Genomic DNA, 17,902 nt, shown 5'->3' with positions numbered 1-17,902 from the left:
AATGACCTTATTTACGCAGGTTGACGAAATGAAATACCATGTGTGAAGTTGATCACAAATTTAAACACTGTTAGGGTAAAGAGGTCATTAACCGCCCAATCAGGCGTCAACAGGTTCGGTTGTACTGCTCGTTTCCAGCCAGTGTAAGTAAACCTGCTACGCTTGTTACAGGGATTGCGTCTGTGCATTCCCCGCTCGGCGATGACCTTAGCGCATGTTGCGTTAGGAGCGTCGAACTGTGCGCGACAGGGCTAAGTCTAAGAGGACTGGTATGCTAAAAAGGAAAAAAATAAAACCCATTACGCTGCGCGACGTCACCATCATTGATGACGGAAAGTTGCGAAAAGCCATTACCGCGGCGTCGTTAGGTAATGCGATGGAGTGGTTTGATTTTGGTGTTTATGGGTTTGTTGCTTACGCATTAGGTAAAGTGTTCTTCCCGGGGGCTGACCCCAGCGTGCAGATGGTTGCCGCGCTCGCCACCTTCTCTGTTCCCTTTCTGATTCGACCGCTTGGCGGATTGTTCTTCGGTATGCTCGGCGATAAATACGGTCGTCAGAAGATCCTCGCTATCACCATTGTGATTATGTCGATCAGTACCTTCTGTATCGGTCTTATTCCCTCGTATGCCTCGATTGGTATCTGGGCGCCGATTCTGCTGTTGCTGTGTAAGATGGCACAGGGATTCTCGGTCGGCGGAGAGTACACCGGGGCGTCGATTTTTGTCGCGGAATATTCGCCTGACCGTAAGCGTGGATTTATGGGTAGCTGGCTGGACTTCGGCTCGATCGCCGGGTTTGTGCTGGGCGCGGGCGTGGTGGTTCTGATTTCAACCATTGTCGGCGAGGCAAATTTCCTTGAATGGGGCTGGCGTATTCCGTTCTTCCTGGCGCTGCCGTTAGGGCTGATTGGTCTGTACCTGCGTCATGCGCTGGAAGAGACGCCGGCGTTCCAGCAGCACGTTGATAAACTGGAACAGGGCGACCGTGAGGGCCTGCAGGAAGGTCCGAAGGTTTCGTTTAAAGAGATTGCGACCAAACACTGGCGTAGCCTGCTGGCGTGTATCGGTCTGGTGATTGCCACCAACGTTACCTATTACATGCTGCTCACCTATATGCCGAGCTATCTGTCGCATAACCTGCATTACTCTGAAGACCACGGCGTGTTGATTATTATCGCCATCATGATTGGTATGCTGTTTGTGCAGCCGGTGATGGGTCTGCTCAGTGACCGCTTTGGTCGTCGCCCGTTTGTGATTATGGGCAGTATTGCGCTGTTTGTGCTGGCTATTCCGGCATTTATCCTGATAAACAGTAATGTCATCGGCCTGATTTTTGCCGGGCTGCTGATGCTGGCGGTGATCCTCAACTGCTTTACCGGGGTGATGGCGTCAACGTTACCGGCGATGTTCCCGACGCATATTCGTTATAGCGCGTTGGCGGCGGCATTTAATATCTCGGTCCTGGTTGCGGGTCTGACGCCGACCCTGGCTGCCTGGCTGGTGGAAAGTTCGCAGAATCTGATGATGCCTGCTTACTACCTGATGGTGATTGCGGTGGTTGGTTTAATTACCGGTATCACCATGAAAGAGACCGCAAATAAACCACTGAAAGGGGCGACGCCTGCCGCTTCGGATATTCAGGAAGCGAAAGAGATCCTTGGTGAGCACTACGATAACATCGAGCATAAAATCGAAGATATCGATCAGGAAATTGCGGAATTGCAGCTTAAGCGTTCGCGTCTGGTGCAGCAGCATCCGCGTATTGATGAGTAATCAGCTTTCAGGCCTGCGGGTAGCGTTGTACTCAGTAGGCCGGATAAGGCGCCAACTGCCATCCGGCACATTATGTTGATCTATCACAGCGACTTAAGGTTGGCTTAATATCCTTCAGGCAAACTCTCCTCCATAGTTTCGGAGGAGAGTGTCATGAAAACCCGCATTTATGAAAGTTTAACTGCCCTGTGTAGCGTGCTGATCGTCAGCAGCTTTTTGTACGTATGGGTGAGTTCTTACTGAGCTTTCGCTAATTCCACCCAGGCGCGAGTGCCGCTCGTTCCCTGACGATTCTGCAAATAGAAATGCCCGTGATGTAGCTGGGTGATCCGACTGACAATGCTCAGCCCCAGCCCAATGCCGCCAAAACGGCTGTCCATCCGTACAAACGCTTTGCTTAACTCCCCGCATTTACTTTCATCAATGCCTGGACCTTCATCTTCGACGGCCATGACGGCATCATGTTCGGTATTCAGGCCGATCGTAATAGTAGTGCCTTCCGGGCTGTAACGGTGGGCGTTCTCTACCAGATTGCGCAGCAGCATGCGTAACAGCGTTGCGTCGCCACGTACGACAACGTCCGCCGCGCTTTGCGGGAGGAGCAGCGTCTGCTGGCGCTGGTCCAGCATGGTGCTGAGTTCGTCATAGGAGGGCAGAATCACGTCCTCCAGCAGTTTGACATGTTGGTAGCTTCCGGCCGAAAACGACTGCCCGACGCGGGCGAGTTGCAGCAGTTGCGACACGCTGTCCATCATTTGGTCAAGGCGGGCAATTAACGGCGAAACGTCGACTTTATGGGTTTTGGATAATAATTCCAGATGCAGGCGAACGCCTGACAGCGGCGTGCGTAGTTCGTGGGCGACATCGGCGGTAAATAAGCGTTCGTTTTCGATAGTGGTGGTCAGCCGCGTCACCAGCTCGTTGAGCGCTGAGACGACCGCCTGTATCTCAACGGTTGAACTGTGAATTTCAATGGGGGCCAGGTTATCGGCTGCCCGCGCTTCTAACTCTTTTTGCAGATCCGCCAGCGGGCGAGTAATACGTCGCACTGCCTGGTAGCAAATCAGCAGCGTCAGGCTGACCATAAAGATGCCGGGGACGATCAGGCTGGCGATGGCCTCGCGGATCTCATGCATGATGTGGCGATCGTTGTTACGGTTATCGCGCAGCGCCTGCTCGAATAACTGTATTTGCTCAGTACTTTCGTGCCACAACCAGAAGGTGCTAATGAGTTGAAAGACCAACAGAATTAGACCTATCGTCAGTATTAACCGTTGGCGAAGAGGGAGCGGTCGTTTTAGATATTGCAGCAGCTTCACTTAGCTTTCCTCAGTGGCGACCAGCATATAGCCAAATCCCCTGACCGTGCGGATACGTGATTTCCCCACTTTATCGCGCAGATTATGGATGTGGACTTCCAGCGTATTGGTCGACGGTTCGTTATCCCAACTGTAGATGTCGTTATACAGAATTTCCCGGTGAACCGGACTGCCAGCCTTGAGCATCAGGCGCGACAGGAGCGCGTATTCTTTCGGCGTTAAGATAATCTCTTGCCCGTCCATCCACACCTGGCGACGACCGATATTCAGCGTCAGGTTACTGACAATTAACTCACTTTCACCCTGATTGTTATGACGACGCAGCAGCGCCCGGATGCGGGCGTGCAGTTCTTCCAGCGCGAACGGTTTAACCAGATAGTCATCTGCGCCCACGTCCAGCCCGCTGACCCGGTCTTTCACCGTATCGCGGGCGGTGAGGATAAGCACAGGTACGGTGTATTTTTTCTGCCTGATCCGGTTCAGGAAGTGCAGACCGTCTTCATCCGGTAAGCCGAGATCCAGAACCACCAGACTGTAATGTCCGGTCTCCAGGCATTGTTCCGCTGCCCGGGCGGTTGATACGCCGTCGCAGGCATAGCCTTCTGTTTGCGCGGCGAGTATCAGTCCCTGTAATAACAACGTATCGTCTTCAACAATCAGAATTTTCATTCGCTTAGCCTCCCCGGCAGGGTTGCAGAATATCATCTGCCGCCTGATATTTCTGTGTTTGCACGCCCGTTAATCCCAGCAGAGTCGAGAACAGATTATCCTGTGAGAAATCTTCTGAGCTTGCCCGTTTTTGCAAACATGTCTGAGAGACCTGATAGCGTTGCTGATAATCTTCTGAGAGCCACAGCAGCATCGGCACATGTTTTTGCGTATCTGGCGCAATCGAATACGGCAGGCCGTGCAAATAGACGCCATTTTCCCCTAAGGATTCACCGTGATCGGAAAGATAGACCAGGCTGGTGGTGAAATTATCCTGATGCTCTTTCAGTATATTGATTGCTTTATCAACAATATAGTCAACATAAAGAATCGTGTTGTCGTATGTATTGACCAGCTGTTGCTGGGAACAGGTCTGGATCTCGTTGGTGTCGCAGGTTGGCGTAAATTTCTTGAACTGCGCAGGATAGCGGTTGTAATAGGTCGGACCGTGGCTGCCGATGGTGTGCAGCACAATCACGCCGTCGCCTTGCAGATTATTAATGTACTCTTCCAGCCCGTGGAACAGGACGTCATCATAGCATTCACCATCAATACACTGTCCCGGCAGGTTCAGCTTAGTCATATTCTGGTGCGGCACCCGATCGCAGGCTCCTTTACATCCACCGTCGTTATCATTCCACAGCACGTTAATTCCCGCCCGCTGGATGATGTCGAGTACGCCTTCCTGATGCTGCGCCAGTTCTTCATCATAGTGCGCGCGCGGCATATCGGAGAACATGCAGGGTACAGATACCGCCGTGGCCGTACCGCAGGACGTCGTGCGCGGGAAATAGACCACATTATCTTTTTCCAGTAGCGGGTTGGTCTGGCGCGCATACCCGGACAGGGAGAAGTTGTCGCCGCGGGAGGTCTCGCCGAGAACCACAATCGTCAGGTTTTTACGCTTTTCTTTTACCATCAATGGATTGCGATGCGCATCTTCGCCAATGCGTACCAACGGCAGGTGGGCCAGCCTCTGGTGCGAATACCATGATGACGTCGCCACAATGCTGTTGGATGGGCTGAGGGATTTCACCAGTTCTTTGTTGTTGCGAAACAGTGAGGCGTAATCTTTATAGAAGAACGCGGCGACCAACACGATCAGCAACGCGGAGATCAGAATGTTCGCGCCACGGAACAACACGCTGCGCAGCACTGGAGTAATAGGCTTGATTCTTATCCAGCAGGCAATGAGCGCGGCCAGAATACCGCTCACCCCGAGCGTAATTACCATTCGCGGTGTCATCAGGGCGAAGGTTTCGGCGGGCGTGGTGTCCATCATATTGGCGATCATCGAGCGGTCGATGATGATGCCGTAGGTCATGATGAAATATTGAGCCGATGCGCCAACCAGAATGAAAACACACGCCACCAGGCGGTTAAGCCACAGGAATGAGGCCAGCGTCAGCACGATGTTCATAACGCTGAAAGCGACGACCGGCATTGATAAAAACACCAACACGTTGCGCACAGAATCCAGGGGCAGGTCTTGCAGCACTTGTTTATAGAACGCAATGTTCAGAAAAGTCGCAAGATAAAATGAGAGCAGCAGAAGCCAGCTGATTAACCCGAGAGTGGGCCTTTTAAACAGGTGCTTTAACATTAAGGGGGATTCCATCGACTAAGTGGTGCAGATCCTCTCAAAGTAAAATTAAGCCAACCTTAAGTTCTTAAGATTGGCTTTTTGCAGGATGGCGGCTATTCACCAGTGCCGCTGACGTTAACTATTTTTTACCGGGGCATCTAATGGATAGGGGTTTTTATGGATCCGGTTGTAGTTAAGTGCGTACAGCGCGGTAATAATCATCAGTGTGACGAACGACCACATCACCTCTTTGGCGCCAGAACCGATCACTGCCCAGATGCAGTAGACAAAGGCGATAAAGGTTACCGCCAGATACAGCGGGCGCGCTTTGCCGAAGTGACCATGACCGAGCAGCAGCAGCGCAGCGCAGGTGTACAGATATGGCACCAGCGTGAAGATGACCGAAACCGAAGAGACCAGACCAAACTCTTTTGCGGCGTTCGGCGACATGCTGCTGAACTGGAAAATGGTCATCAGGATACCGACGATAATTAACCCGGCCACCGGGGTACCGGCTTTGTTAACGCGGGCAAAAATCGGCGGGAACAGCCCGTCATCGGCCGCCGCTTTGGCAGTTTGTCCGGCCAGCAGCGTCCATCCGCCCAGTGAACCAAGACACCCGGCAGCGGCGCAGAAGGAGACGATCGCGCCAGCGGTGTCGCCCAGCGCCATTCTTGCGGCATCACCGAACGGCGAGGCCGAAACACGCAGCGCAGCGTTAGGGATCATCCCCATAATCGCCGTTGTGGAGAGCACGTAACAAACGGCGGCAATCAGCACCCCGCCAATGGTGGCGATAGGCACGTTACGTTTGGGATTTTTAACCACGCCTGCCGCGACGGAGGCACTTTCCACCCCGATAAATGACCATAAGGTCACGTTCAGAGTGCTTTGAATTGCGCCGAAGGTATTCATACCGCTGACGTTCCAGGCCGCCATATAGGTTTCACCGCGGAACCAGAACCAGCCGAAGACGGCAATCCCAACAATCGGCACCAGCGCCAACACCGTTGCGACGGCCTGTACACGGGTGATCATTTTCGGGCCGACAATGTTCAGCAATACGAAGATCCACAGCACCACGACACAGGTCAGCGTCAGGACCAGCGGATCTTTTAAGATGGGGAAAAAGTAGCTCAGGTAACCGACGCCAATGACCACCATGGCGATGTTACCAATCCAGCAGGCCAGCCAGTACAGGACGTTAGTCTGGTAGCCTAAAAAAGGACCGAAACAGCGGCGGGCATAAGCATAAGAACCACCGGGACTGGAGTCTAAGGACGACATTTTTGCGTACACCATCGACAGTGCCAGAGCACCGATAATCGTGACCAACCATCCGTAGATTGCAATCCCGCCAGTTGACGCAAGGTTTGCGGGTAGCAGGAATACACCGGAACCCATAATATTCCCCGACACCATAAGGGTGACGGGGATTAAGCCCACTTTGTGAGCATCAGCATCCGTCGACATATTTTTTAACTCCTGATAAGGATAAATGACGGACTTATCATACCTCTTCAAAAGACTATTTTATGATGACGGAGCTGGGGTATCGCTAATGCTGATATTATTATGGCTTATCGCTAACTGATTAAAACTCAGGCAGCGGATGGCTCCCGATGTTGACTAACATAATGCAGTGGCGTCATCCCATAGAACTCTTTGAATACGGAAATAAAGTATGAGGTACTGTTATATCCGCACAGTTGAGAGACCTGGGAAATGTTTTTCTCGTCCATCAGGAGTTGATTGACGGCATAACGCATGCGACATGTGGTAATTATTTGGCTGTAACTTGTATTTTCGCTTTTGAGTTTCTTCTTTAACAAGCTGGGACTCAGGCATAAGCAACTGGCGACCATGCTTAAATTCCAGTCTTTGTGTATGTCGCTTTCAATAATGTGATAAACGCTGTCGCTGATACGACTACGCAGCATATGCATGAGTAAAGAGATAAATTTTTTGCTGTCAAGGAAGCGTGACAACACCGTGAACAGTAGCGAGCGTGTGCGCTCTCTTTCACCTTCGTCTACTGTTTCCATTACGCTATGTTGGGCGGCCACCCGGAAGACATCCGGCGTCAGACAGGTAGCGGTGATCACTGGGTTAGCACTCCGCTGCCAGAATGGGATCTGTGAAAGGTCCTTATTTAAAAAACGCAGATAGTCTTTAATGATATCGCGGCTGATATGTACGACCAGTGCGTTATTAAGTGATGAGAAGTCGATAATATTATTATCACATGCCACCAATGCCATATGATTAGCTTTTAAACTGATGGCTTCTTTACCGTTAATCCTTAACCAAACATCCTTCTCCGTTAATACGACAACACACGCTTCTTTGCTGCAAAGTCTCATACCCAAACTCCAGGAATATGACATAAACTACCGTAACTTACCATTGGGCAAGAAATAACCGGCAAATGAAATTGTGTGATGAATCAAGACAGGCGATAAAATAGCGATATTTAGATTAATTACAATATCTGTAGGGATTATTGCCGTGTACATAAAATTTTACGCAAGTGGCAACGTGCAATTTTCGTATAAAAAAAGCGCGGGGTGGTCCCGCGCAAAAAGGTATGACAATGTTATTGTTTTGCAGCAATACTCAGGAATTACTCAAGCATGACATGTCATCCTTCAAATCGGACTATCTCAAAAAGACATTATGCTTTCACGCACATGACGTGATACACACCGTCAATAATTTCCGTTCCTTCGGTTTCATGTTCAAATCCAGGGAAATGGTGGTCCCAGGACTGCAACGAACGTAGATAACTAATCTGCGGGCTATTGGCGTCGCCAAAGTTTTCACCGGACAACAGCATCGGAATTCCTGGTGGGTAAGGAATCACAGAGTTCGCTGCTATACGGCCCTGCAGATTTTCAATGGCCACCATCTCAACGTTATCGCTGACTATCGCGTTATAGGCTTCACGCGGTGTAATTTCAGCAACAGGCAGGCCGGAGTAGGCTGCATTGAGACGGCTGCCAGGGTTGTTCTCTTTCAGCCAGGCAAACATGGTGTCGCCAAGATCGTGAATGCCCATGTTTGCGTAAGTGTCTGGATATTCCTCAACCAGTTCAGGCATTACCTGTGCCAGCGGAGTATTCGCATCGTAGTGATGTTTGAAAGAGCACAACGTGTTGATCAGTGTGCCCCATTTCCCACGGGTAATCCCCATTGAGAACAGGAACATAATCTGGAAGTCGGTGGTACGCGTCGGCACGATACCGTGACGGCCAAGCCAGGCGGTGACCAGAGCTGCAGGAACACCTGTCTCTTCCAGTTCGCCATCGTCGCCCATACCCGGTGCCAGAATGCTGACTTTAATCGGGTCCAGCATGCTCCAGTTATCCGGCAGATCTTTAAACCCGTGCCAGGATTCGCCCGGACGCATTACCCAGCAGTTCTGGTCAGTGGTCAGGAGTTGGGTTGGCGCATCGGCAAAGTCATAGGTTTTGCCGGTCTGCGGATCGGTTACCACTTCTTTGTTCCACGGTTTGAAGAACCAGTCGCCTTCGGCGGTGAATTCTTTGTACAGCCGCGCCATGGCCTGACGGAAATCGACTGCTTCGTCAATCACTTCCTGGGTGAGCGACAGGCCGCTGTTACCATCCATCATGGAAACCGCCACATCGTTTGATGCGCAGATGGCATACAGCGGAGAGGTGGTGGCGTGCATCATGTACGCTTGGTTAAAGCGGGAGAAGTTCACGGCCCCACGACCTTCACGGACGTGAATATAAGATGCTTGGGAGAGCGCATTCAGCAGTTTGTGAGTCGAGTGGGTGGCAAAAACGGTAGGGCCGTTATGATCGCCCGGCGCGCCACGCATGGCGTAGTGGTCGGCATAAATTGGGTTAAAGCGGGCATAGCCGTACCAGGCTTCATCGAAGTGGATACGATCGCTGGTTTGCGCGAGCAGGTCCTGCGCCTCTTTTGCGTTGTAGCAAACGCCGTCATAGGTACAGTTAGTCACGACGCTGTATGACGGTTTTTGTCCGGCTTTGCCTTTTGTCAGTGGGCTTTCACTGATTTTTTTCTGCAATGTTTCAGGCTGCATTTCCTGCGGGTAGATAGGCCCGATAATGCCGTAGCGGTTGCGGCTAGGCACCATGTATACCGGTTTTGCCCCGGTAAGGATCAGCCCCTGTTCAATCGATTTATGGCAGTTGCGATCCAGCACCACGACGTCGTTGTCGGTCATACAGGCTTGCATGATGGTGCGGTTAGAGCCGGAAGTCCCGACCACCACGGACCAGGAGCGGTCAGCGCCAAACACCCGGGCGGCATATTTTTCGCTCTCGCCAAATGCGCCAGTATGATCCAGCAGTGAACCCAGGGAGGTGCGTTCGATACCCATGTCGGTACGGAATAAGTTTTCGCCGTAGTAGTCATGATAGAAACGACCGGCTGGGGTTTTGGTAAAACCGACGCCGCCCTGGTGGCCAGGCGCCGCCCAGGAATATTCATGGATGTCGCTGTATTTCATCAGCGCGCTGAACAGCGGCGGCAGAAGCTGCTGGCGGTAACGAGTCATCGCCGCCACGGCGCGCCCGGCGATAAAGTCTGCGGTATCTTCCAGAATCCAGGCGAATTCATCGACAAGCTCCAGCAGGTCGCGATCCAACGATGCGGTGGCTTTTTCGCGATCGCCCAACAGGAAAACAGGAACGTTTTGCTGGCGCTCGTGGAGCTTGCCGATCAATTGCCTGACATTCAGGTGCTCATCTTGTTGTTCCATTTGATAGCTGAACATCAGGCAATCAATGGCTTCATTTGCGGCGAGGATGGCGTAACCATCGTCGAATGAGGTGGACTTAATGACGGTAACATTCTGGCGGCTTAATGCGTCAGCCAGACGTTCGACAGCGCTACCGACCCAGGTGTCCTGATGCAGAAACTCACTTTCAACAATTAATACTTTCATCATCTTTTACCCGGTTGTGGAAAGGTTGCAATTTATGGATTGCAGACACACCGTATGAATGTGACGCAGGCAAGTATTATCCTGAGAAAATGGGCTGTAAAGCGGGTGAAAAATAGTCTATTTTGTATTTTATATGTTTTTAAACAATGAGTTATGCTGTGTTGAGGGCGGATTTTAACCGCCGTTTATCGACAGGGGGACTATTTTTTTGGCTGATACTGATATTGCTGAATGGCAAGCATGCAGGCCGGATGTGGATCAGCAACATCCGGTAATGATTTCATTCAGTTGGCGGTGATTAACCCATAATGGCGCAGTTGCTTGCAATGCGTTCTCGCCAGTAAAATCACGGTGGTTAAGGCCCCAAGCAGGGCGCAAAACATATCGGATTGGGTATCCCACGGGTCGCCCTGCGTGCCGAGAAAATCATCAGCTCCTTGACCCATTGCCAGCGCCGCCCACCATTCGATCAGCTCATAGGTCGCGCTAATCGCCAACGCCACGCAGCAGACTAAAAATGCCAGCATTTTTCGGCCACGGACAATATTACCGCGCACTAAAATCTCTCGTGCCGTCAGCGCTGGCACCAGCCCCTGAAAGAAGTGACCCAGCTTGTCATAGGGATTGCGACTAAGATCCAGCCATTCCTGAACCTGAAAACCGACGGGGACTTTGGCATAGGTATACATACCGCCGACCATCAGAATGATGGCGTGAAAGAAAATTAGCGTGTAGAGCAGCGGCGTCAACGGGTAGCGCTTTACGGTAGTCAGCAACAACGGTACGACGATAATGACCGGCGTGACTTCCATCAGCCAGGTGATTTTCTCAGTGGCACAGATGCCGGTGTAGATAAGGATCAGCGCCAGAATCAGCGCGCCAGACTGCAAAATCATGGGGTTCAGTGTGCGGAGCATTATGAATTCACACGTAATGGAAAAGATTACTATTCCCTGTGAGCAGCAAAAATTCAACGCCAGTAAATGGGGGGATTAAGGTGGCCCGGGGGGATCGCTGGACTGACGCCAAAAGTTTAGTGTCAGTCCAGTGCCGGGCCGAATAGGTTACTTCGCGCAGTTAGCGCATTGTTTGCTGACGATTTGCTGGAAGAAATCGTTGCCTTTATCATCGACCAGGATGAACGCCGGGAAATCTTCTACTTCGATTTTCCAGATAGCTTCCATACCCAGCTCCGGGTATTCCACGCATTCCAGATGCTTAATGCTCTGCTGCGCCAGTACCGCTGCCGGTCCGCCGATGCTGCCTAAGTAGAAACCGCCGTGTTTGTGGCAAGCGTCTGTCACCTGCTGGCTACGGTTGCCTTTTGCCAGCATGATCATGCTGCCGCCGTGTGACTGCAACAGGTCAACATAGGAGTCCATACGACCTGCGGTAGTCGGCCCTAAAGAGCCGGACGGATAACCCGCTGGCGTTTTTGCCGGGCCCGCGTAGTAGATCGGATGATCTTTCACGTACTGCGGCAGACCTTCGCCGGACTCAATACGCTCTTTTAGCTTCGCGTGGGCGATGTCACGACCAACAATAATCGTGCCGCTCAGTGACAGGCGGGTAGAAACCGGGTACTGCGAAAGCTGGGCGAGGATCTCTTTCATCGGACGGTTAAGGTCTACCTTAACCACTTCGCCTTCGCCAGCCTGGCGCAGAGATTCGGGAATGTACTGACCTGGATTATGTTCCAGTTTTTCAATCCAGATCCCTTCGCGGTTAATCTTGGCTTTAATGTTACGGTCCGCGGAGCAGGAAACGCCCATACCTACCGGGCAGGACGCGCCGTGGCGAGGTAGACGGATCACGCGGATGTCATGTGCGAAGTATTTTCCGCCAAACTGAGCGCCGAGGCCGAGTTTCTGTGCTTCGATCAGCAGTTCCTGTTCCAGTTGCAGATCGCGGAACGCCTGGCCGTGGGCATTGCCTTCAGTCGGCAGCGCATCATAGTAGTGCGTGCTGGCCAGCTTCACCGTTTTAAGGGTGCTTTCCGCTGACGTGCCGCCAATGACGAATGCAATATGGTACGGCGGGCAAGCTGCGGTACCCAGCGTACGCATTTTTTCCACCAGGAAGTTTTTCAGTTTTCCGGGAGTCAGCAGCGCTTTGGTTTCCTGATACAGATAGGTTTTGTTGGCTGAGCCACCGCCTTTGGCCACGCACAGGAATTTGTATTCATCACCGTCCACGCTGTACAGATCGATTTGCGCAGGCAGGTTGGTGCCGGTATTCACTTCTTTGTACATATCCAGCGCCGCGTTTTGCGAGTAGCGCAGGTTATCTTCAATATAGGTATTAAATACGCCTCTGGAGAGCGCGGCTTCATCGCCGCCGCCGGTCCACACGCGCTGGCCTTTTTTACCCATGATAATGGCCGTACCGGTGTCCTGGCAGGTTGGCAATACGCCTTTGGCGGCGATTTCGGAGTTTCTCAGGAACTGCAGCGCCACGTACTTATCGTTTTCGCTGGCTTCGGGATCATGGAGAATTGAGGCGACTTGCTGTTGGTGTTCAGGGCGGAGCATAAAGGAGGCATCGTGGAAGGCTTGCTGAGCCAGTAGCGTAAGTGCTTCAGGGGCTACTTTCAGGATAGTCTCGCCTTCAAACTCGCCGACGCTGACGTGATCGGATGTCAGCAGGTAGTACTCAGTTTTGTCTTCCCCCAGTGGGAAAGCCGCCTGGTAAGTGAATTCAACTTTTGACATTTGCTTCCAGCCTTTTCATTTTTATCAGGAATTTAGAAATTCACTGTGTCTTAAGAGTGGCGTGCCGTACCAACGCGGACGGCACGCGAACTGTGATTACAGGAAACCGTACATTGCGGCGAATATCCAACCAAAGACACAGGATACGCTTACGCCGATCAAGCCAGGCAGAATGAAGCTGTGGTTGATAACGAAGCGGCCGATGTGGGTGGTACCGGAACGGTCAAACTGAATAGCAGCCAGATCGCTCGGGTAGGTCGGCAGAATGTAGTAACCGTAACATGCCGGCGCCGAAGCAACGATGTACGCTGGATCAACCCCGATTGCCAGCGCGACTGGAACAATCGCCGCCAGCGCCGCTGCCTGGGAGTTTACAAACTTGGATACCAGCAGCAGAACAATTGCATAGGCCCACGGATACTCTTTCACCATATTACCCAGCACACCTTCGATTTCTGTCATGTGCGCACCGAACATTGTTTCGGCCATCCAGGCAATACCGTACACCGCCACAATCGCGATCATACCGGAACGGAAGACTTCGTTTTTAGATATTGAAGCGGGATTAGTCTTCGTCAGGATAATAATCAGCGCACCGGTCAGCAGCATGAACATCTGGATAACCAGTACCATGGACAGCGGTTTGCCGCTGAAGGTAGGGCGCAGCTCAGAGAATGCGCCGAGCACAGCAACCACGGCGATAGCGGCGAGGAAGATCCACATGGCCAGCCAGTTGCTTTTCGGCAGTTTTTTATCTAACAGCGTGGCGGTGTCGCCATAAACATAGTTGTGGTTTTCAGGTACGGAAATAAACTTCTGGAATTCTTCATCTTTATCCAGATCTTTACCACGGAACCAGCTGAAAATACCGATAGCCAGTATACCCAGCAGGGTAGACGGGATGGTGATGCTGAGCAGGTCGAGGAATTCGAGATGTTTACCTTCAAACGTCACATTACCCAGCATGGCGACCAGTGACACCACGGCTACGGAAACCGGGCTGGCGATAATACCCATTTGCGCACCGATAGAACTCGCCGCCATTGGACGTTCCGGGCGAATATTATTCTTAATGGCAACGTCATAAATGATTGGCAGGATGGTGTATACCACGTGGCCTGTACCACAGAGAATCGTCAGGGTGCAGGTAACAAACGGTGCGACGATAGAAACGTATTTTGGGTTACGGCGCAGCAGCTTTTCAGCGATTTGCAGCATAACGTCAAGGCCGCCGGAGGCTTGCAAGGTTGCCGATGCGGCCACCACGGCAATAATAACCAGCATAACGTCTACAGGTGGTTTACCCGGCTGGAGATGGAAAACGAAAACCAGAATGACCAGGCCGATACCGCCTAATAAGCCCAGTGCGATACCGCCCTTTCTGGCACCATAAAACAAACATATTAATATTATGAGAAGTTGTATACTAAATAACATTTTATTTACCCTCGCGAAAAACCCAGTCAATTTTTTGAAAAATGGATCTGTGGCACATTCTTTTTTGCCAGAATAAGCATCAAAAAATGGTCAGTATTCGATATGTCCGTATTTGCGATTAATGTTCAAATGTCTTGCTAGAATGTTTTTTTAAAGTTATGGCGATATTTAGTTTTTTTCTGTGGCGTTGAACAGAGGAGAAAATCCTCAGGCGATGGGAAGCAGAACTGGGCATAGAGAGCTGCGGTTGACGCTGTAATTTATCTGTTTTGCGTTTTCCGCTATGACATGAACCACGGACAGAATGAGTGAGTGGGTTATTTGTGTGATCACGGTCACGCCATTTCATTATGTAATGAGATCGGCGTACGGATACTTTTATTTGCTCACAAAAATGTACGGTGTCCATGGTACGTAGCATGGTCTCCATTGCTACCAGTCCAGATTTTGTATCTCTGGTTAATTTCAGACTAATCCTTTATGGGTAAAAATACACACTCTGCGAGTCAGATAATACTTAATTAACTTTTGTTAGCGATTTTGAAATTAAAAACAGTGTGATGTTTATCAATATTGAAATATAGCTTTTGACATGCTGTGTACAAATATATTTGATCTAACGCAAATTGATAATGCTTCTGCTTCAGCCAGTAAAATAGGGATTTTTCATTATTTTAATAATTGTTACTTTCAAATAACAAATAATCCCAAAATGTATTTATTGGCAATATTGTTTAAGCAATGAGTATTGCTCTGCCTGAACGCGGTAACGATAAACAGGTCTACCGGTCACGCCATAGTGGATGCTGGTAAATAAGATGTGACAATTAACCAGCCAGATAAGGTATTTACGGCAAGAGACGCGGGAGATATTGACCTCATTGGCTAGCTCATCCGTAGAGAACTCCTGATCCTGGTGCTCATCAATCCACTGGCACAGCGTACGTAATGTTTGTGGCGTTAGCCCTTTGGGTAAGCGGCGTACTTCCTGCTCATTGGAGGAGCTGCCGTGAATAAGTTGGTCAAGCTCAGACTGTTCATAGTACTGATGCTTTTCCATCTCTGTTTTCTTATGTAGCCAGCCGGTTAGCGCTTCTTCAAAACGGGAAGCCTGGAAAGGTTTGATCAGGTAGTCAACGACACCATAGTGCAGAGAGTCTTTGATGGTGGTCGCGTCAGCGGCGGAAGAGATGACAATAACATCACACTTGCAGCCTTTGCTGTGCAGAACGGGCAGCAGATCCAGACCGTTTTCTTTTTGCATGTAAATATCCAGCAAAATCAAATCGATATGATGACCGCTATGAAAGATGATCTCTTTGGCTTTCTCCAGCGTAGAGGCTGTTCCGCAGCAATGAAAACCGGAGAGTTGCGCGACATAACGACGATTTAATTCCGCTACCATTGCATCGTCATCGACAATTAAGACATTGATCATCTGCTGGCCCTCTCACCATTCCACGGTAACTGTACAAAAAATTGGGTGAAGACCCCAGGTTCAGACTCGACGGAAATATTGCCGCCAACACTTTCAACCTGCTGTTTCACAAGTGCTAAACCGACGCCTCGTTCGGTTCCTTTTGACGAGACGCCCTTCTCAAAGATGTGCTCAATGTGTTCAGGGGCGATCCCTGGACCATCGTCATTCACTTCGCAATGCAACCAGCCGTGTCGATAGTGCAAGGATACGCTGATCTCGCCACCGGGTTCTTGACCTAGCGCCTCCAGGGCGTTTTCAATCAAATTCCCCAAAACGGTAATCAGCACCGCTACCTGATCTTCATTGCTGTTTTCCGGCAATTGGCTTTCATTGCTAATGACCAGACTATGACCTAAATCAGATGTGCGATTAATCTTACTGAGTAAAAATCCAGCGATCACCGGAGATTTTATTTTTCCTAACAGTGAGCCAATCTCTTCCTGATAATTGTTCGCGGTCTTCAGGATGTAATTTTCAAGCTGCTTATAACTTTTCAGGTGCAATAATCCCAGAATCACGTGCAATTTGTTCATGAATTCGTGGGATCGTTCACGAAGTGCGTCGGCATAGTTAACCATACCGTCCAGGCGTTGCATCAGTTTCCGAACTTCAGTTTTATCGCGGAACGTTGAAATGGCCCCGATGATTTTTCCGTTGCTGAGTACCGGAACAGTGTTAATTAAGAGTAGCCGATCTTTCACCGTGATCTCTTCATCGCGGCGTGGCGTTCCATCGCGTAGTACTTGCGAAAAATCGACCACCTGTGACCACGCGTGGCTGAGCGTTGAGAGCTGGGCATCGTCTTGGGATTTGTGGTAATCAAGCAACTCCTGCGCCGCCTGGTTTATTAGCGTGACCTCACCACACTCGTCAACGGCAATGACACCTTCCTTTATAGAGTGCAGCATCGCCTGGCGTTGTTCGAACAGATTGGAGATTTCATACGGCTCCAGGCCAAACAGAATGCGCTTAAGGACTTTGACGAATACCCATGTGCCGAGTAACCCAACCAGAACGCCAAACAAGATGGACCAGAAGATGCTGCCGCGACTGTTATTGATCTGCTCAGTCACTCTGCTTAGCTCAAGGCCGATCGCCACCACGCCAATCTGTCGGTGATGCTCATCATAGATAGGGGTAAACACACGCAGAGCTTTAGCCAGAAACCCGCGATTAATGGCAACATTCTCTTTGCCCTGCAGAGCCAGCAAAATGTCATCACCTTTAAATGGCTGGCCGATTCGCTGCGCTTCGGGATGGGAATAACGAATGCTTTGCATATCGGTGACGACGATGAACAAAAAATCGTTGCTCTTATTCACCGCCTGAGCTATCGCCTGAATACCGCTTTCCTCGGGTTTTTTCATTAACCCTTGGCGGATCTCCGGCGAGTTTGCCAGCGTCCGCGCGACCGCAAGCGCTTTATCCGCTAATGCATCGCGTGTCATGTTGCTGATTTGCGAAAAGTAAATCAGATGAACAACAAGCAGCACTGAGAAGAGTACTGCACTGACCATGAGGATCACGGTAGTGCCGAGCTTCATTGGGCGTTTGCGTATAGCAGTACGTTGCAGAGAGTGTCTCATCACGGTCCTGGAATCACGGTTTGTGCGGGTATTATCGCCCGACGGCATGCGTAATTCAAAGGTGGTAAGGAATGTGGGCTTAGGCTGCCAATACTTCTTCTATATATAGAGTGTTCTGGGCCGGTTCTCTCCATTTTTCAGTAATGCGTACCGGTAGTTTTTTGACGATTGTGGATAACTCTGTGTGTAAATGGGTATAAGGCGGGGTTTTGCTGTGGAATGCAGCAGTCAGTCATTTTTCTGTCATTTAGGGGTTGCGGGCTGAAGGAAACTCCCTATAATGCGCCTCCATCGACACGGCGGATGTGAATCACTTCACACAAACAGCCCGGTCGGTTGAAGAGAAAAACCTGAAAATGA

The 17,902-nt window shown here is 50.6% G+C and carries 13 protein-coding genes; 2 read left to right on the top strand and 11 right to left on the bottom strand.

The features are described from left to right. Positions 1-271: 271 nt before the first annotated feature. Entirely contained in the window at positions 272-1,774 is a 1,503-nt protein-coding gene (gene proP, locus M4I31_RS21715; protein WP_038636419.1) for a glycine betaine/L-proline transporter ProP, read from the top strand. A gap of 153 nt (positions 1,775-1,927) precedes the next feature. Continuing rightward, entirely contained in the window at positions 1,928-2,017 is a 90-nt protein-coding gene (gene pmrR, locus M4I31_RS24150; protein ID WP_038636421.1) for an LpxT activity modulator PmrR, read from the top strand. On the opposite strand, the gene pmrB is transcribed toward pmrR, so the two are convergent. The 11 genes from pmrB to M4I31_RS21660 all read right to left on the bottom strand — a co-directional run bounded on the left by pmrB (position 2,011) and on the right by M4I31_RS21660 (position 17,542). Next, positions 2,011-3,093 (bottom strand): two-component system sensor histidine kinase PmrB, encoded by a 1,083-nt coding sequence (gene pmrB / locus M4I31_RS21710; RefSeq protein ID WP_038636424.1) that lies wholly within the window; start codon positions 3,091-3,093, stop codon positions 2,011-2,013. The genes pmrR and pmrB overlap by 7 nt on opposite strands. Next, a complete protein-coding gene (gene pmrA / locus M4I31_RS21705; RefSeq protein WP_038636427.1) occupies positions 3,094-3,762 on the bottom strand; it encodes a two-component system response regulator PmrA in 669 nt (222 codons plus the stop codon). It lies immediately after the preceding gene. Positions 3,763-3,766: 4 nt separating this feature from the next. Beyond that, positions 3,767-5,404: a phosphoethanolamine transferase EptA gene (gene eptA, locus M4I31_RS21700; protein ID WP_069325136.1), complete on the bottom strand. Its 1,638-nt coding sequence runs from the start codon at positions 5,402-5,404 to the stop codon at positions 3,767-3,769. Positions 5,405-5,521: 117 nt separating this feature from the next. Further along, complete coding sequence (adiC, locus tag M4I31_RS21695) at positions 5,522-6,859, bottom strand: arginine/agmatine antiporter (RefSeq protein ID WP_038636433.1); 1,338 nt, start codon at positions 6,857-6,859, stop codon at positions 5,522-5,524. A 128-nt stretch (positions 6,860-6,987) separates the two neighbouring features. Next, a complete protein-coding gene (locus M4I31_RS21690) occupies positions 6,988-7,749 on the bottom strand; it encodes an AraC family transcriptional regulator (protein ID WP_069325137.1) in 762 nt (253 codons plus the stop codon). 311 nt (positions 7,750-8,060) lie between these two features. Further along, complete coding sequence (gene adiA / locus M4I31_RS21685) at positions 8,061-10,328, bottom strand: arginine decarboxylase (RefSeq protein WP_110498768.1); 2,268 nt, start codon at positions 10,326-10,328, stop codon at positions 8,061-8,063. A gap of 284 nt (positions 10,329-10,612) precedes the next feature. After that, the gene (locus tag M4I31_RS21680; protein WP_069325139.1) at positions 10,613-11,245 is read right to left on the bottom strand and encodes a DUF2238 domain-containing protein; all 633 of its coding nucleotides are present in this window, start codon (positions 11,243-11,245) and stop codon (positions 10,613-10,615) included. Between the two features lie 147 nt (positions 11,246-11,392). Continuing rightward, positions 11,393-13,039: a class I fumarate hydratase FumA gene (gene fumA, locus M4I31_RS21675; protein WP_038636444.1), complete on the bottom strand. Its 1,647-nt coding sequence runs from the start codon at positions 13,037-13,039 to the stop codon at positions 11,393-11,395. A 96-nt stretch (positions 13,040-13,135) separates the two neighbouring features. After that, positions 13,136-14,476 (bottom strand): anaerobic C4-dicarboxylate transporter DcuB, encoded by a 1,341-nt coding sequence (gene dcuB / locus M4I31_RS21670; RefSeq protein WP_003031873.1) that lies wholly within the window; start codon positions 14,474-14,476, stop codon positions 13,136-13,138. A gap of 718 nt (positions 14,477-15,194) precedes the next feature. Next, positions 15,195-15,914, bottom strand: a complete 720-nt coding sequence (gene dcuR / locus M4I31_RS21665) for a two-component system response regulator DcuR (RefSeq protein WP_038636447.1) — start codon at positions 15,912-15,914, stop codon at positions 15,195-15,197. Further along, complete coding sequence (locus tag M4I31_RS21660) at positions 15,911-17,542, bottom strand: sensor histidine kinase (RefSeq protein WP_038636450.1); 1,632 nt, start codon at positions 17,540-17,542, stop codon at positions 15,911-15,913. Before M4I31_RS21660 ends, dcuR begins: the two co-directional genes overlap by 4 nt. Positions 17,543-17,902: the final 360 nt, after the last annotated feature.

It is taken from the genome of Citrobacter sp. XT1-2-2, from assembly GCF_023516235.1.
GTDB classification, from domain to species: Bacteria; Pseudomonadota; Gammaproteobacteria; order Enterobacterales; family Enterobacteriaceae; genus Citrobacter; species Citrobacter werkmanii.
This window is presented reverse-complemented; position numbering and strand designations above follow the sequence as displayed.

Bases quoted from the DNA above. Each gene is read 5' to 3' on its own strand.
- proP (WP_038636419.1), top strand. From the start codon at position 272: ATGCTAAAAAGGAAAAAAATAAAACCCATTACGCTGCGCGACGTCACC.
- pmrR (WP_038636421.1), top strand. From the start codon at position 1,928: ATGAAAACCCGCATTTATGAAAGTTTAACTGCCCTGTGTAGCGTGCTG.
- pmrA (WP_038636427.1), bottom strand. From the start codon at position 3,762: ATGAAAATTCTGATTGTTGAAGACGATACGTTGTTATTACAGGGACTG.
- eptA (WP_069325136.1), bottom strand. From the start codon at position 5,404: ATGTTAAAGCACCTGTTTAAAAGGCCCACTCTCGGGTTAATCAGCTGG.
- adiC (WP_038636433.1), bottom strand. From the start codon at position 6,859: ATGTCGACGGATGCTGATGCTCACAAAGTGGGCTTAATCCCCGTCACC.
- M4I31_RS21690 (WP_069325137.1), bottom strand. From the start codon at position 7,749: ATGAGACTTTGCAGCAAAGAAGCGTGTGTTGTCGTATTAACGGAGAAG.
- adiA (WP_110498768.1), bottom strand. From the start codon at position 10,328: ATGAAAGTATTAATTGTTGAAAGTGAGTTTCTGCATCAGGACACCTGG.
- M4I31_RS21680 (WP_069325139.1), bottom strand. From the start codon at position 11,245: ATGCTCCGCACACTGAACCCCATGATTTTGCAGTCTGGCGCGCTGATT.
- fumA (WP_038636444.1), bottom strand. From the start codon at position 13,039: ATGTCAAAAGTTGAATTCACTTACCAGGCGGCTTTCCCACTGGGGGAA.
- dcuB (WP_003031873.1), bottom strand. From the start codon at position 14,476: ATGTTATTTAGTATACAACTTCTCATAATATTAATATGTTTGTTTTAT.
- dcuR (WP_038636447.1), bottom strand. From the start codon at position 15,914: ATGATCAATGTCTTAATTGTCGATGACGATGCAATGGTAGCGGAATTA.
- M4I31_RS21660 (WP_038636450.1), bottom strand. From the start codon at position 17,542: ATGAGACACTCTCTGCAACGTACTGCTATACGCAAACGCCCAATGAAG.